This is a genomic window from Rhodospirillaceae bacterium, assembly GCA_040219235.1.
Lineage (GTDB): Bacteria > Pseudomonadota > Alphaproteobacteria > Rhodospirillales > Rhodospirillaceae > WLXB01.
This window is the reverse complement of the sequence record JAVJSV010000007.1, coordinates 13,812-29,722: the sequence shown is the minus strand read 5'-3', so window position 1 is coordinate 29,722 and position 15,911 is coordinate 13,812. Positions and strand designations below refer to the sequence as shown.

At 53.0% G+C, this 15,911-nt stretch carries 17 protein-coding genes; 4 read left to right on the top strand and 13 right to left on the bottom strand.

Going from position 1 to position 15,911, the window contains the following annotated elements; all coding sequences use genetic code 11:
* Positions 1-8 precede the first annotated feature (8 nt).
* Positions 9-1,043 carry an ABC transporter substrate-binding protein gene (locus tag RIC29_02310; protein ID MEQ8733730.1) on the bottom strand — a complete coding sequence of 345 codons (1,035 nt, stop codon included), beginning with the start codon at positions 1,041-1,043 and terminating at the stop codon, positions 9-11.
* Positions 1,044-1,074: 31 nt separating this feature from the next.
* Complete coding sequence (locus tag RIC29_02305) at positions 1,075-1,944, bottom strand: DUF1838 family protein (protein MEQ8733729.1); 870 nt, start codon at positions 1,942-1,944, stop codon at positions 1,075-1,077.
* Between the two features lie 82 nt (positions 1,945-2,026).
* Here RIC29_02305 and RIC29_02300 point away from each other — a divergent pair, with 82 nt between their 5' ends.
* From RIC29_02300 to RIC29_02290, 3 genes are read left to right on the top strand one after another with little or no spacing between them, the layout of a single operon-like run.
* A complete protein-coding gene (locus RIC29_02300; protein ID MEQ8733728.1) occupies positions 2,027-2,308 on the top strand; it encodes a hypothetical protein in 282 nt (93 codons plus the stop codon).
* A 39-nt stretch (positions 2,309-2,347) separates the two neighbouring features.
* Positions 2,348-2,905: a DUF2975 domain-containing protein gene (locus tag RIC29_02295; protein ID MEQ8733727.1), complete on the top strand. Its 558-nt coding sequence runs from the start codon at positions 2,348-2,350 to the stop codon at positions 2,903-2,905.
* A 12-nt stretch (positions 2,906-2,917) separates the two neighbouring features.
* Complete coding sequence (locus RIC29_02290) at positions 2,918-3,136, top strand: helix-turn-helix transcriptional regulator (protein MEQ8733726.1); 219 nt, start codon at positions 2,918-2,920, stop codon at positions 3,134-3,136.
* A gap of 27 nt (positions 3,137-3,163) precedes the next feature.
* On the opposite strand, the gene RIC29_02285 is transcribed toward RIC29_02290, so the two are convergent.
* Genes RIC29_02285 through RIC29_02275 form a run of 3 tightly spaced genes read right to left on the bottom strand, consistent with a single transcriptional unit; the run spans position 3,164 to position 7,120 of the window.
* Positions 3,164-3,502: an acylphosphatase gene (locus RIC29_02285; GenBank protein ID MEQ8733725.1), complete on the bottom strand. Its 339-nt coding sequence runs from the start codon at positions 3,500-3,502 to the stop codon at positions 3,164-3,166.
* Positions 3,503-3,547: 45 nt separating this feature from the next.
* Entirely contained in the window at positions 3,548-5,545 is a 1,998-nt protein-coding gene (locus tag RIC29_02280) for an acetyl/propionyl/methylcrotonyl-CoA carboxylase subunit alpha (GenBank protein MEQ8733724.1), read from the bottom strand.
* A 42-nt stretch (positions 5,546-5,587) separates the two neighbouring features.
* Positions 5,588-7,120: an acyl-CoA carboxylase subunit beta gene (locus tag RIC29_02275; protein ID MEQ8733723.1), complete on the bottom strand. Its 1,533-nt coding sequence runs from the start codon at positions 7,118-7,120 to the stop codon at positions 5,588-5,590.
* Between the two features lie 199 nt (positions 7,121-7,319).
* On the opposite strand from RIC29_02275, the gene RIC29_02270 reads away from it, so the two are divergent.
* Entirely contained in the window at positions 7,320-7,898 is a 579-nt protein-coding gene (locus RIC29_02270; GenBank protein MEQ8733722.1) for a septation protein A, read from the top strand.
* A 3-nt stretch (positions 7,899-7,901) separates the two neighbouring features.
* On the opposite strand, the gene RIC29_02265 is transcribed toward RIC29_02270, so the two are convergent.
* From RIC29_02265 to rplQ, 8 genes are all read right to left on the bottom strand, one after another.
* Entirely contained in the window at positions 7,902-8,684 is a 783-nt protein-coding gene (locus RIC29_02265) for an ATP12 family protein (protein MEQ8733721.1), read from the bottom strand.
* Positions 8,632-10,440 carry an AsmA family protein gene (locus tag RIC29_02260; GenBank protein MEQ8733720.1) on the bottom strand — a complete coding sequence of 603 codons (1,809 nt, stop codon included), beginning with the start codon at positions 10,438-10,440 and terminating at the stop codon, positions 8,632-8,634. Before RIC29_02260 ends, RIC29_02265 begins: the two co-directional genes overlap by 53 nt.
* 10 nt (positions 10,441-10,450) lie before the next feature.
* Positions 10,451-11,119, bottom strand: coding sequence for an HAD-IA family hydrolase (locus RIC29_02255; protein MEQ8733719.1), 669 nt, complete (start codon positions 11,117-11,119; stop codon positions 10,451-10,453).
* A 12-nt stretch (positions 11,120-11,131) separates the two neighbouring features.
* On the bottom strand, positions 11,132-12,103 hold the full coding sequence (locus tag RIC29_02250; protein MEQ8733718.1) for an RluA family pseudouridine synthase: 972 nt from the start codon (positions 12,101-12,103) through the stop codon (positions 11,132-11,134).
* On the bottom strand, positions 12,100-12,486 hold the full coding sequence (gene crcB, locus RIC29_02245) for a fluoride efflux transporter CrcB (protein ID MEQ8733717.1): 387 nt from the start codon (positions 12,484-12,486) through the stop codon (positions 12,100-12,102). Before crcB ends, RIC29_02250 begins: the two co-directional genes overlap by 4 nt.
* A 5-nt stretch (positions 12,487-12,491) precedes the next feature.
* Positions 12,492-13,760: a replication-associated recombination protein A gene (locus RIC29_02240; protein MEQ8733716.1), complete on the bottom strand. Its 1,269-nt coding sequence runs from the start codon at positions 13,758-13,760 to the stop codon at positions 12,492-12,494.
* Positions 13,761-13,834: 74 nt separating this feature from the next.
* On the bottom strand, positions 13,835-15,244 hold the full coding sequence (locus RIC29_02235; protein MEQ8733715.1) for a DegQ family serine endoprotease: 1,410 nt from the start codon (positions 15,242-15,244) through the stop codon (positions 13,835-13,837).
* Between the two features lie 154 nt (positions 15,245-15,398).
* A complete protein-coding gene (rplQ, locus tag RIC29_02230) occupies positions 15,399-15,830 on the bottom strand; it encodes a 50S ribosomal protein L17 (protein MEQ8733714.1) in 432 nt (143 codons plus the stop codon).
* Between the last annotated feature and the right edge of the window lie 81 nt (positions 15,831-15,911).

The following is a 15,911-nucleotide window of genomic DNA, read 5'->3' as shown; positions in this document are numbered from 1 at the left end:
AACAGGCATTACTTCCACAACCACCCCTCTTCCCGGCTGATTTGCTCCACAAGTTCATAGTGCTTTCCGAGTTCGTGGAGCGGTTGGTCATCCTCAATAAATATCCCAAGAGATTGTAGACCGCGATGCGGCTTGAGTCCCGACACAATAGGGTGGTCCATGGAGGCGTCAGCATAGAGCCTTTGAACTGCAGGGCGAATCATATACGACATCAGCTTTCTTGCATCATTTGGGTTATTGGCCCCCTTGACCATCGCATAGCCGCTCACATTCATATGTGCGCCCTGCGCGTCTTGGTCCACATAATGAATGCCAACAGCATCAAGAATACGTTTCACATCTGGATTACGGGACTGCGGAATCAATCGGCCATAGTAGTAGCTGTTGGCAATCGCAACATCGCATACGCCGTCCACAATGCCATCAATTTGCACAAGATCCAGGTCGACCGGGTCTCGGGCTAAATTGGCAACCAAGCCCCTGACAAAACTCCGGGTGGCTTCTTCACCGCTGCGGGCAATCAAAGCTGCAAGCATTGTCTGAACATAGATTTTGTTGCTGGGACGTACGCAGATACGCCCTTTCCACACAGGATTCGCTAAGTCCTTGATAGAACTAAGCGTTGCAACGTCAACACGGTCTTTTGCGAAGAACACTGTGCGTGTCCACTTGCTGAGACCAAACCATAGACCAGCTGGGTGGCGATATTGTTCTGGGATAGCAGCCTTAAGATCATCAACTACCACAGGAGCCAATACGTCTGCATCGACCAATTTTGCTAAGCGCATGGCCTCCATAGTGAACACAATATCAGCTTGAGGGTTTTCTTTTTCAGCTACCAATCGGTCTAGGAGCTGGTTTGCCGTCATGTATTCTGCAGAAACTCTGACCCCGGTTTCGGCTTCAAACGCCTCCAATACTGGATCCAAGAATGTCGGCGTCAGATAAGAATAGACCCGGAGGCTGTTGTCTGATTGCGCATAAGCTCCGCTCGTCACCACACATATGGTGACCAGTAGTTTCAAAGCGACGTAAGCGCGCATAAAACCTCCGAGGTCCTGAATGGAGGGTAGCTTAATGATCGGCAGAGGCCAGCAGGGCGGCCGGATCAGAGAAAACATCAGGATGGTGTTTGTTGGTTAGTTCCACGTAGTAGGGCGGATAATCTTCAATGGTTTCAAAACGTCCGCCTGTGGCTGTGCCGAACAAATGCCCGGGATGGCCGGACATCTTCAGCCAGGGCCGCCAACTTACGATGCCATTAAAATGGGTGGACTCGTTGGCCAGCTTGACGTCTGGATTTGCAACATCTGCCATTTGAGCACGATAGGTTGTGACTTCGTTATAATGAAAGGATGGACCTGGAAATTCTTCGGGCGTACCGACCCGGATTTCCTCAACTAAAACAACCGTTCCATTGTCATTTCTGGGGGTGATGAAGCGGTGATTGATGTCCAATCCAGCCAGCGCGGGGTTGTCTGACGGTGCGCGGCGGCCTTCTAGGCTTAAGAAGAGCTTGCTGGGACCACTGCGAGTCTGAGGAACCTCAACGGTTTCACCAGTAAAAGGGTTATCAAAGGTCTCCAGAAGTTCGCCGGTTTCCCAGTCGGTGAAATAGGCCACTTCAAACGATGAGCCTTCATAGTTCCATTCGTCGACTTGCTTGTAGGTGGCCAGAGTTCCAGCCAGTACGCCATACAGCGGGGTCATTCTGTTGTTCACGACGCCGTAGTAGTAGCCCTTTACGCCGCCCATAACGATGCGATTATCCATGGAGGCCCGCATTTTGATCAGTGCGGTGAGTTGATCCTTCCGATTGCTGAAATCGAGCGTGTGACCAGCCGCCAGCGCAGGTGTGCTGGCTGCCACAAGGCCGGCGCCGCCAAGGCCACCAAGGAGCGCCCGGCGCGACAGACCGCCAATAATCGGATCTTGATCAAACATTTACTCATCCTTCTATTCAAACAGTTCAAATCATCCTTGAGCCTATCTGACCTTAAGAAATGGCCGCCGTCTATGCGGTGATATGTTTACGTTTCGCACAGCGGTTAAGGCTGAGGCGGACTATCTGGGGGCGCCAGAGGGATTGTCGCGGCTGGGCGGCACAGCTGTCGGCACCTGGGAGGGGTCAGACCCTGGGCGACCGCAGTGGGCGTCGCGTTTACACCAGTCTTTGACGCCTTGGCCGACAACCTGCCGGGGATCAACGCAGGCGCTGAGCAGGGTCAAACTGAACATCACCATAGATATGGTGGATATGGGCCGGAAAGAGGATTTGCGCGTGGACATACTTTCTGTTTTACGATAATTATTATTGTAAGACAATAATTAAATAGGGCTTCTGAAAATGACACATCCCTCTCCCCGCCTCATCCGGATCACGCAAGTCAGTCAGATTATTGCTGCTATCTGTGGCATCTTATCTGTGGTTTTTCCGATTGGTCTGGCAGGTTTATGCTTCTTCTGGGTCAAGTTTCTGGCCATGCAGAATGCCGCACAACAAATGGGCGTGCAGGCAGACGACATATCTGTTTTAGCCAGAACGGCTGCGTATGGCGCAGTAATGGTCCAAACCGCTCCCTTACTGTGGGCCTTATGGGCGTTACGCCGCCTATTTATGGGATATGCCACGGGCGCGGTGTTCACAGCGGACGCGGCCCGCCAGCTAAAATTTGTTGCCGTTGCGCTTATATCGACGGTGATTGTGCGACCGCTCGGAATCGGCCTTTTTTCATTAGCATTATCGCTCGATACCGTAAAAACTCCGGGTGGTCAGGGACACCTCATTTTGATGTTTGGATCAACTGAACTGCTCATAGGATTGGCCGGTGTGATGATTTTAGTGATCGCCTGGGTGATGGGCGAAGCGGCGGCACTGGCGGAGGAAAACCGCTCCTTCGTGTGAGCGGAACCTGTTATGCCCATCCGCATCACCCTGGACAAACTGCTCGCCGACCGCCGCATGACCGCCCGCGACCTAGCCCAAGCCGTAGGTATCACGGAAGCCAATATGTCTTTGCTGCGCACCGGCAAGGTCAAAGGCATACGGTTTTCCACGCTGGAAAAAATATGCGGCATTTTAGAGTGCCAGCCGGCTGACCTGCTGTGCTTTGAGGATATTAATGAGATGAAATGAGGCTGCGCTGGTTCAGGCAGGTAGCACTTAACTCATGTCCGGCATTTCGCTGGGATCAAAGGTGCCAAGCTGCTCAAAACCGGTGGTTGGAAAAGCACCCCCCTTCCCCGGCGGATCGACCACGGTCACCTCAACCTTGTCTACCTTGGCTGCGGGCGGCCCGTCATGACAGGCTTTGATCATATCGTCGACACTGGCTTTTGGGCCATTCACAAGGACTTCGACTGTGCCGTCAGTGACATTGCGCACCCAGCCGGACAACCCCAAGGCGCGCGCCTTTTTGACCGTCCAGCCCCGATACCAGACTCCCTGGACCCGACCGGACACACGCAGCCCAACGGTCGTGACATTATCTGGGAGTGCCATACTGCCTCAGACTCCGTTTATGAAACCCGGTTTATGAGATCCCGCTTATTCAAACTCCATGATCACTTGATCAACGGATAAGGAAGACCCGGTTTTTTGGGGGATTTCTTTGACAACACCATCGCGGTCCGCTTTGAGGACGTTTTCCATCTTCATGGCTTCAACAATGGCAAGTTTCTCGCCCGCCTTGACCTCTTGGCCCACAGCGACCTCAACCGACACCAACAGTCCCGGCATCGGGGATAACAGGAATTTAGACATATCAGGCGCGACTTTGACAGGCATCAGACTTGCAAGTTCTGCCTCACGTGCCGTGTAGACCGTTGCGACAACTTGCGCACCGTTGTGGAACAACCGATAACCAATGCCCGCGCGGTCGACCTGGATACAAACCTCCTTGCCATCAACCTTGCCGATGAATAAGGGCTCACCAAAGCTCCAGGCGCTGGCAATTTCGATTTTCTTGCGGCCAATTTTAACGGTCCCGTTTATACCACTCACATCGTCTGGAACCTGCGTAACCACATTGACCTGCTTGCCCGCGATATCGACAACCCAATTGTTGGAGACCGATTTTTCATGCCCTTTAAGGCGGCCACTGATATGAGCGGCACGCGAGGAATAGGCGCGATGGATCAGAGCAGAGACGGCAATCAAGCCTGTCGGATCATCGGGCGGCAAATCTGCATCTGAGAAGCCATCGGGGTATTCTTCAGCGATAAAGTTGGTGGTGAGGTTGCCGTCCACAAACCGTTTCTTAGACATGACAGACGCCAGAAACGGAATGTTGTGGCTGATGCCGCGAATATAATAGCGGTCAAGTGCACCGCGCATATGCGCGATGGCTTCGTTGCGCGTTTTACCCCAGGTGCACAGCTTGGCCACCATGGGATCGTAGAACATCGAAATTTCGCCGCCTTCATAAACGCCGGTGTCCACCCGAACATTCTTGCTTTCTTCGGGTGTGCGGTAACTGACCAGACGGCCTGTTGAGGGCAAGAAGTTGCGGTACGGGTCTTCAGCATAGACCCGGCTTTCCATGGCCCAGCCGTTCAACTTAATGTCGGATTGTTTAACGGTCAGCTTTTCGCCGTCGGCAACACGGATCATCCACTCGACCAGGTCAAGTCCGGTGACAAGCTCGGTGACCGGATGCTCCACTTGCAGCCGCGTATTCATTTCCAAAAAGTAGAAATTCCGTTTGGCATCAACAATGAACTCGACGGTGCCAGCCGAAATGTAATCAACCGCCTTGGCCAAGGTTACGGCCTGCTTGCCCATCGCCTTGCGGGTTTTTTCGTCGATAAAGGGGCTCGGGGCTTCTTCAATGACCTTCTGATGACGGCGCTGGATGGAACACTCACGCTCACCCACGTAAATGCAATTGCCGTGACCATCGGCCAAGACCTGAATTTCAATATGACGCGGCTGTTCGATGAATTTTTCAATAAAAACGCGGTCATCGCCGAAGGACGAAATCGCCTCGGATGTGGCGCGCTCGAATCCTTCGCGGGCTTCTTCATCGTTGTGGGCAATGCGCATCCCCTTGCCACCGCCACCGGCAGAGGCTTTCAGCATGACAGGATAGCCAATATCGCGCGCTATTTTTACGGCTTCGTCGGTATCTTTAATGATACCCATAAAGCCCGGCACCGTTGACACACCGGCTTTATCCGCCAGCTTCTTCGATGTGATTTTGTCACCCATGGCTTCAATGGCTTTGGCATTCGGGCCAATGAATACGATACCTGCTTTTTCCAAAGCTTTTTGGAAATCCTTATTCTCAGATAAAAAGCCATAACCAGGATGCACGGCTTGAGCCTTAGTCTTTTTACAAGCGCGAATGATGCGATCCGCTTTCAGATAACTTTTAGCCGACGCCGCTTCACCGATGCGGACAGCCTCATCGGCCATCTTGACATGCAACGCTTCTTTGTCGGCGTCAGAATAAACGGCGACTGTTTTGATGCCCATTTTACGGGCTGTTTTGATCACGCGGCAGGCAATCTCGCCACGGTTTGCAATCAGAATTTTATCGAACATATGCTTACGTCCCGTCCTTAGACTTTTTTTGCGCGCTTTTTTTTACAGCGGGATATTGCCGTGTTTTTTCCAGGGGTTCTTAACGTCCTTGGTGCGCAGCATTGCCAGCGCATTACAGACGCGACGGCGTGTGCCATGGGGCATGATCACGTCATCAATGAAGCCAAGATTGGCGGCCCTAAACGGATTGGCAAAATTCTCTTCATACTCTTTGGTACGGGCGGCGATTTTTTTGGTATCACCGATATCCTGACGGAAGATAATTTCCACCGCCCCCTTTGCCCCCATCACAGCAATCTCAGCCGTTGGCCAAGCAAAGTTAACGTCGCCGCCGATATGTTTCGAGCTCATCACGTCGTAGGCACCACCATAAGCCTTACGCGTAATAACTGTGATTTTGGGCACCGTCGCTTCAGCGAAAGCGTACAACAGTTTTGCCCCATGCTTGATAATGCCGCCGAACTCTTGATCGGTTCCCGGCATAAATCCAGGGACATCGACAAACGTCAGGATTGGTATATTGAAACAATCACAGAAGCGCACAAAGCGGGCTGCCTTGCGGCTGGATTCAATGTCTAAGCACCCTGCCAAGACCATTGGCTGATTAGCAACGATGCCAACAGGCCGGCCTTCCATGCGGCCGAAGCCGATGATCATGTTCTTGGCGTAATGCTCTCCAATTTCAAAGAAATCGCCTTCATCGACCACCTTCGTGATCAACTCTTTCATGTCATAGGGCTTATTGGCGCTGTCCGGCACCAACGTATCCAAAGAGAAATCTTCTCGCGTTGGTGGATCATCGCACGGGATCGTTGGTGGTTTTTCTTTGTTGTTCAGAGGCAGAAAGTCCAACAGCCGGCGAAGTTGCAACAGGGCTTCAATGTCATTCTCGAACGCCCCATCAGCGACGCCAGATTTTGAGGCATGCGTCATAGCGCCACCGAGTTCTTCCTGGGTCACGGTCTCATGTGTCACGGTCTTGACCACATCCGGGCCGGTGACGAACATGTAAGAAGTGTCTTTGACCATAAAGATAAAATCGGTAATCGCGGGGGAATACACCGCCCCGCCGGCACACGGCCCCATGACCATCGAAATCTGCGGGACGACACCGGACGCCAAAACGTTTTGATGAAACACATCCGCATACCCAGCAAGGGACGCAACCCCTTCTTGAATGCGCGCGCCGCCAGAATCGTTCAGGCCGATAACAGGCGCTCCAACCTGAACCGCCTTTTCCATCACTTTGAGAATCTTGTTCGCATGTGATTCGGAAAGTGATCCGCCAAAGACTGTAAAGTCTTGGCTGAAGACAAACACAGGGCGACCATTAACTGTGCCATAGCCCGTGATCACGCCATCTCCAGGAACCTTTTGTTCAGCCATCCCGAAATCAACACACCGGTGCTCGACGAACATATCCCATTCTTCGAAGGATCCCTCGTCAAAGAGAATCTCTATGCGCTCACGCGCGGTCAATTTCCCCTTGCTATGTTGCGTATCAATACGCTGTTGGCCGCCCCCAAGGCGGGCCTGAGCGCGTTTTTCTTCGAGTTTCTGGATTATTTCAGTCATTTGGTCCCCTCTGCCGGTCATCAGCTCTGAAGCGGCTGATTACGGTTTCTTGACGCCCTAGGGGATAGCATAATGGACGCCTTGGGAAACGAAAAAATGACAGAAAGAATAGGACCGAAAGCACTTTCATGACGAAAAAGCACAGAGATATGAGGACATACATGGACAAAACCGCCCAACCCTCCGTATACACCTGCATATGAACCCAATTTTGAAGCTCGTCCTGGAAATCGGCCCTTTGGTCGTCTTCTTTCTGACCAACGCACAATTTGGCATCTTTAACGCCACCCTGGCGTTTATGGTCGCGATTGTCTTTGCCTTGGGCGTCTCGTACAGCCTGAATAAGACGATCCCGACCATGCCGCTGGTTACGGCCGTGTTCGTGCTGATTTTTGGCGGGCTAACCCTGTGGCTTCAGAATGAAACCTTTATCAAGGTCAAACCCACCATTGTTAATTTACTATTCGCCACCATCCTCGCCTTTGGCCTTTTAACGGGGCGTTTGTTTCTCAAAATCGTATTAGACTCTGCCTTAAATATGACGGATCAGGGATGGCTGATCATGACCAAAGCCTGGACCGGCTTTTTTGTGTTTCTGGCGATATTGAACGAAGTGGTGTGGCGGACCGTTTCAACAGACACATGGGTGTCTTTCAAAGTCTTTGGGGTTATGCCGCTGACTTTGGTTTTCAGCTTTGCGCTGGTGCCAGTGATCATGAAGCATACGATTGAGGCTTCAAGTGAGCCTATAAAAAAAGACCCTGACAGCAACAGCTAAACCCTAACGCTGCAATACCAAAAAGCGCTCGACCGCAAAAACGTCCGACTGCAAGCGGTTGAGACGATCACGCGACTCTTTGTCTTCGCCCCAGCGTTCCATTTGCCACGTTTCATCTAAGTTGGCCGCAGCCGCAACTTCCGCACCTGAGAGGCGGCCACCAACCATCGCCAACGCCAGAGACAAAGATGACGTGAGTGAGGCCACGCCCTGGACGGCTGTCAACGCTGGCGCCTGGAAGGACAACATCAAGGCACCCATTTGGGACTTAATTTCCGGTGGATAGGCTGTTGGTATAATGCCCTGCACAACGGGCAGTGAAATGCCGTGCGTTGCTGAAAGCCAGTCCAGCACAGGCTGCCAAACTTTACACTGCCGCTCGACAAGTGTCTCCGGTCCCTCTGCCCGATAACAGAGCAAGTCTGTATCAACATACTGAAGCAAACCATCTACGATTTGTTCAGGGTTGGAAGAAACGCGATCAACGCAGGTATTGAGTAACTTCGTCAGCGGCATGGTCGCGGGGTCAATATACTCCACCTGCGCATCCCATTCAGACGCAACCTCTTCGGCTAGAGATTTAAATGGAGTGATAAGCTTTGCCCGCAGGGGCGTATGAAGCACCCGGCCATCAAGCAGGAGAAAATAGCTTCCATTTTCCTCAGTGATAGCAACCGTCTTGTAGACTCGTTTCCGGCGGGTTTCTTGTTTTGGCAGTCTTACCGGCTGCTGATCAGTTCCCAGCAAGATGCCACGTCCGCGCTGCCTGACAGGTATCGCCGGCACTTTGACCTCTTTCCAGGGCGCCTTCAGCCAACAAGGAGGCCCCGCCGGTCGCAAAAGCACCCGCTATGGAGCCCAGAGACCTGACCGCGCCCGCCGCATCGAAACCGATGCCCGGATTTGAGAGCGAACCGCTGATCTTAACGACTTGGGTGAGCTTACCCATGCCAACGCCTAGCCCCTCTTTGGCCTTTGGCCGTATGTTGAGATCTATTTTTTCGTCGGCCAGATTGATGCTGCCCGAAGACGTGACTTCAATCCGGTCTGACACAAATGCGATGCCTTTGTCTGTGCGCGCTATTCCGTCTTGTACCTGTAAGTTGACCACAGCACATTGAGCAACAGTGAAGTCTTCCTGGGCCATAAAGGGGTTTATGTTGGAAATCAGCTGAGAGATGAAGTCTGCACCTGCCAAATTGATCGCGTCGTTGCGAATGCGGGCTTCGCCCATGCCGCCGATCACTGATCCATCAAGGCTCGCCATGAGGGCGGCAACACTTAGCCCCCGGCCGTTTAACGACAGCTCATAATCAAGCAAACCTTGAGTAATGATGTCGGTAGCTTCCAAATCTTTGGCAATACGCTCGGCAGAGATGCCCGTGCCATTTGAACTGATTATCACAACACCGGACGGCGCGGTGAACTGAATATCTGACTCAAGCGTGCCCCCGGCAATCTCAGCCGTTTGGCTTTGCTCTAAGCGGCCATCAACCAGTTTGATGTTGGTCTTTAAATTCGTAAGGGCCAGCGATTTCTGCAGGATCAGACGCGCCACCTGTATATCCAAATCCACGTCCACGGCTTTGAGACCGTCCATGGGGATGGGGTCGGACGGGAACAGCTTGGCCGACGCCACGTCTTCCGTGGGCGGCAGCTTTGTGAGATCAAGCGTCTCTGAGGTGATTGAGCCAGATATTTTGGGTCGCGCGGCAGACAAATCGACGTTGAGATCCGTGTCGAAGTCGAACTCACCCAGTGAAAGCGCCAGCTTGGCCGGAAACACACCTTCCATCGCGACCAGCCGACCGAGGGGGCCGATGGTGCCATCCGCCGTTATATTTTGTCCGGCGGCGATTGACTCAAGGGACAGGTCCGCACCGCTTGAAGTGGCATCAACGGTTAGGAAAGCGACAACAATGGACGTGTCTTCCCCTGAATCGCTCGCCATGCTGGCGGCGAGATTCTCAAGATCAATTTTCTGAATGACCGGTGCGAGGAGGTCGCCGGTGATGTTGATCCTCAGTCTTTCCAGCGCGGCACTGATTTTAGAATTCGCCTGGGCGTCATTAAAGGAGAATACGGCGTCATCAACCTCAATCGCTGAAATGGCGAGAGCGGTCGCTTCTGCTTCCGCATCGGCAGCTGTTTCTGCACTGCTAAAGTCCCAGTTGGCGCGTCCGTCTGCATTGCGCTCTAATAAAATATCCGGCTTCACAAGCGCCAGACGCGTCACTTCAACCCTGCCGGAGAGCAGTGGAATCAGAGGAACCGATGCCTCAATGCGCTCGATCACGGCCATATCCGGGCGGGAGCCCCACTCTGCATTTTGGAAACGCACACCGTTCAACTGGATTGCAGGGTTTAGGGATATGGCGAGTTTAAGATCACCGTCGATGGTGAGCGTACGACCCGTCGCCGCGGCAACTTGATCCTGAATCAAACCTTTATACTGGTTGATGTCGAGCGTTGCTAAGACAATGAAAACACCTGCGACGACAACGACAAAGGCACCACCTAGAATTAGTATAATACGTTTCATGTTGTGCCTCTTATCCTAATATCCGTGAAATGACCTGCGGCAAATCTTCCATACTCTGTACTATATGGTCTGCACCGGCCTGCTCAAGGGCTGGGATATGATGATTGCCCCAGCCAACGCCTATGGCAAAAACCCCCGCATTCCGGGCCATTTCTATATCAAAAGTTGTATCGCCCACCATGACCGCGTGCTCAATTGATGCGCCCGTCTCAGAAAGCGCCGACTCGATCATGCCAGGGTGTGGTTTTCCCGGGTTGGTATCGGGCGTTTGAATGGTATCAAACCATCCGACCATCTCATATTTTTTACAAAAATGATCAACACCGCGGCGCGCTTTACCAGTCGCAATACCAAGCAAATAGCCGCTCTGCCTGAGCAGGCTCACGAAGTCCCTCGCCCCGTCGAACAAAACCTCCGGGTCATTGGGTTGCGCCCGCACACGCAGGGCTTCGGTGCGATATGCCTCAACCACATCAGGAAGCTTTGAGCCTTCAGCCATTGGGAACAATTCATAAATCGCGTGATCCAATGACAGACCAATGATGCTCTTGACAGCATCGTCAGAGGGCACAGGCAAACCGGTTTGCACTGCTGCCACCGTCATCATCTGGACGATAACGTGCTGACTATCAACGAGGGTGCCATCAAGATCGAGAATAACGAGGGGTAACTTTGGCACGTGCTGACAGACCTAAATGTTATCGGCTTCAGAAAGCTCGAAACCAAAATATTTGAATGTCTCGGCCATTTGAGGTGGCAGCGGCGCGTAGACCTCTAACGGCGGGCCTTGCCGGCGGGGCAAACGAATACCACGGGCAAACAAATGCAGCGCCTTAGCTCCAGGCAGATCGGCTAAAAAGGCTGTGCGTCCACCATATTTTCCATCGCCGAGGATTGGTGTCTCAATCGCAGCACAGTGGACACGAAGCTGATGGGTTCGCCCGGTGCGAGGACGCAAATCCAGCCACGACACTTTGCCTGCGGCACTGCTGATGACTTTAAAATCAGTTATGGCTGCTTTTCCATCCTCAGCATCTATGTGCATACGTTCGTCTTGGGGGCCGCCGCTCTTGGACAGCGCGGCTTCGATTTGGCCGTCCGGCACTTCGGGGCAGCCAATCACCACAGCCCAATAGAGTTTCTGTGCCTCTCTATGACGAAAGGCTTTGGTGAGCTCGGCAGCTGCCGATGCACTGCGTCCGAGCAGCAAGACACCTGCGGTATCTTTATCTAGCCGGTGAACAAGTTTGGGGCGCTCTTTGGCGTCGAACTTCAACGCATCCAATGCACCATCAATATGAACGGATACCCCGCTGCCGCCCTGTACCGCCACACCAGCGGGCTTGTTGATGGCCAGCACATCTCTATCTTTATAAAGAATGCTATCCAACAGGATTTGAACCAATTCGGGATCGGCGTAGGATTCATTTTTTGGTTGGCGCGGAACATCTGATGCTTCGGGCATCGGCGGAATACGCAAGGTCTGGCCCGGCTCTAGCCTCAGGTTCGCTTTGGCACGCCCGCCATCGACGCGCACCTGGCCTTTGCGCAACATCTTTTCCAACTGACCGTGCGTGAGGCCGGGAAAATGCCGCTTAAACCATCGATCCAGTCTCAGGTCCGCTTCATCGGCAGCAACGGTGCGGTGATGAACGCCGCTCATGCCAGCACCGCGCGCGCTAAATTCATCCCGGCGATCAGGGCAGCGATGCTCAGCGCCACCGACGCCAGGATGTATCCGCCCGCGGCCAGGGTTTGATTGCGTTCATAGAGGGTCACGACATCCAATGAGAACGCTGAAAAGGTCGTAAAGCCGCCGAGCACACCTACCATCAGAAACGCTTGCCCCACCTGCCCGAGCGACCATTTGAGAGCAATTGTAGACACCAGCACGCCCATGATAAAGGCACCCAAAACATTGACGCTGAGGGTCCAGATGGGAAACCCAGTCCCAAAGGCGCGTTGCACGGCAACGGTGGTCAGATAGCGCAGGGCGGACCCTACGGCACCTCCGGCAGCAACCGACGCAACGACTGTCCAATTCATGTGGCTTAATCCTTAGCTTGGGCGTTCTTTTCACGCCGCAGCTTATTCCAGTAGTTTAGACGCTTGTTGATCTCGCGTTCAAAACCACGTTCAGGTGGGCTGTAGAACGTTTCCCGGGCCATCGTCTCGGGAAAATAGTTCTGCCCCGAAAACCCGTCATCGCTGTCATGATCGTAAGCGTAATCTTTACCGTAGCCCAGGGTCTTCATAAGTTTTGTCGGCGCGTTCAGGATATGCTTCGGCGGCATCAGGGAGCCGGTTTTTTTGGCCGACTGGTTCGCGAGCTTGTGGGCACGATAGGCGGCGTTGGATTTAGGTGCCGTTGCTAAGTAAATCACCAACTGTGAAATCGCCAAATCACCCTCAGGAGAGCCTAACCTATCGTACACATCCCACGCGGAGAGCGCCTGCACAACCGCCTGCGGATCGGCAAGGCCGATGTCCTCGACGGCGAACCGGGTTAAGCGCCGAAGAATGTAAGTCGGGTCTTCTCCGCCATCAATCATACGTGACACCCAGTACAAGGCTGCGTCTGGATCAGAGCCCCGGAGAGATTTATGAGCGGCGCTGATGAGGTTGTAGTGGCCCTCGCGGTCTTTGTCATAAACAGGCGCACGGCGCTGCAGCGTGGCCGCAAGATCAGCAGGTGTTAGTGGATCGGTTACATCTGAAAGTGCTAGAAGCTCATCGGCGAGAGCTAGTATGTGCCGACCATCCCCGTCGGCCATGGCACGGAGCGCTGCACGTGCGTCTTCGGTCAGCGGTAAGCTGACGTGTTTGGACTCTTCTGCGCGGCACAGCAATGTCTCTAAGGCAGCGTCGCTGAGACGGTGCAGTACCAGCACCTGACAGCGGGACAGCAGCGCCGCATTTAACTCGAAGGATGGGTTCTCGGTCGTTGCCCCGATAAGGGTAATGGTGCCATTCTCAACCACAGGCAAGAACGCATCCTGTTGTGCTCTATTAAAGCGATGGATTTCATCGATAAACAATAAAGTCCCGCGACCCATTGAGGCTCTTTCTTTTGCCGCTGCAAATACCTTTTTAAGATCCGCAACGCCGGAGAAAACAGCTGACAGCGGTTCAAAATGCATATCTGTTCGTCCGGCCAGAAGCTTCGCGATGGTGGTTTTTCCGCACCCAGGCGGCCCCCATAAGAGAATTGACGATAGTCGCCCAGTCTCTAGCATCCGACCGATTGGCCCCTCTTTGGCGAGCAAGTGATCTTGGCCAACGACATCTTTCAGTTCATCGGGCCTGAGTCTGTCTGCCAACGGTTGACCCGGAGTCTGACGTGGCTTGGCCTGCTTCGTGGAGCGCGTAGACTCCTGATCATCAAATAATGAGGTCACAGCCCGATTGAACGCTCAAGGATGCGCCCGCCGCGCTTAATGGAAAAGGCCCATTGCCGCCCACCCCGCGCTAAAACGGCTGACAGATCATCGACCGTTTTGATATCCTCACCATTGATCTTGAGTATAAGATCACCCGGTGCCAAACCGGCCTGACGCGCGAAACTGCGTCTTTTCAGACGCAAAACAATCACGCCGTCTTCCAATTCTATACCGAGTTCTTCGGCCAAAGCTGGATTCACATTAGCTACGGTCGCACCACCAAACGGTAGTAATTGATCAGACAACTCTGTTTCGTCACGAGATGGGTTCTCGGGCGGCTTCACTAAATTGACTATTACAGTGCGCTTATCACCATCACGATACAGTTCAACATCAGCAACTTCGCCGACAACCAAAGTGGCGAGGCGATAGCGTAGATTTTCAGCATCTAAAATTTCGCGCCCGTTTACTGCTGTCAAAACGTCACCGACTTTGATTCCCGCATTATCTCCTGGGCCGCCCTCATACACCGAGTTTACAATGACCCCCAGTGGCCGCTGAAGACCCAGGGCTTCCGCAAATTCAGACGTCACGGATTGACCGCTTGCGCCCAACCAGGCCCGGACCGCACGGCCTTCTTTAAGAATGCTGTCCAACACCGCGCGGATCATCGCCGTTGGGATGGCAAAACCGATCCCAACGCTGCCACCGTCCTGCGAGTAAATTGCCGTATTTATGCCAACCAATTCCCCACTGATGGTGACCAACGCACCACCAGAGTTGCCCGGATTAATCGCAGCATCCGTTTGAATAAAAGATCGGAAGTCAGATACACCCACAGTGGAGCGTGCTACGGCAGAAACAATTCCGCTGGTAACCGTTTGACCAACACCAAACGGATTTCCAATCGCCAGCACCAGGTCCCCCACTTCCAAAGCGTCCGCATCACCAAGCTTGAGGGCAGGCAGGTTTTTGGGGGCATTGTTTATTCGCAATACAGCTAAGTCAGTACGTTCATCTGTTCCGACAACCTCAGCATCAAACTCTCTGCGGTCTGCCAAAACGACAGTGATTTCATCTGAGTCTGCAATGACATGATTATTGGTTATGACAATGCCGTCTTCACGGACCACAACACCTGAACCGAGTGAATTTTGAATGCGCTCTTGTGGCATACCAAAACGTTCGGCACCGTCTCCGAAGAAACGCCTAAAAAAAGGATCGTTAAACAGACTCGGTGCGCGCTGTTGAACAACACGTTTGGTGTAAATGTTAACAACAGCAGGTGCTGTGCGCTTAACCACTGGCGCAAATGTGAGCTTAATCTCGCCTTGAGACGTTGGAACGCTGCTGGTCTGAGCGCGTATGTCACCCGTCCCTATAACCACAGCAAAGACTGCCGCCAGAACAATCACCGACCTCATTGCGATCACATTATCTCTCCTGTGCTTCCGTGACATAGTGATAGCAGACTGTCGTTCAGGATCGAACTTAAGATATTGATATATTGTAATTGCAACAAAAAAAGGCGGACCAATTAAAGTCCGCCTTTTGTGATTTTTTAGCCAAAGACAGTCACTAGACTTCAGCCGGAATTTCCTCATCCACGACCTTCTCTTGCACAGGACCAGAGTCTAACCCCTTAGCATCTTGGTCACGGTCTATCAGTTCAATAACAGCCATTGGTGCCGCATCACCGTAGCGGAACCCAGCCTTTAAGACACGGGTATACCCACCAGGCCGCTCTGCATAACGCTCTGCAAGTGTGGAGAAGAGCTTTGACACGATGACCTTATCGCGCAACTTGGCCATTACCAGACGGCGGGCATGCAAATCGCCACGCTTAGCAAGGGTGATCAACTGTTCCGCATAAGGCCGGAGGTCTTTAGCCTTTGGAAGTGTTGTCGTGATTTGCTCATGTTTAAACAAAGCGTTGGCCAAGTTTGAGAACATCGCCCGGCGATGCTGGCTTTTGCGGTTAAACTTGCGGCCACTCATTCCATGTCGCATGACATAACTCCTTACCGTCTGGTGCCTCGCGCGCGAGACTGATTTTAAATGCCCCTTGCCAGATCAACTGTACAAGCGGGT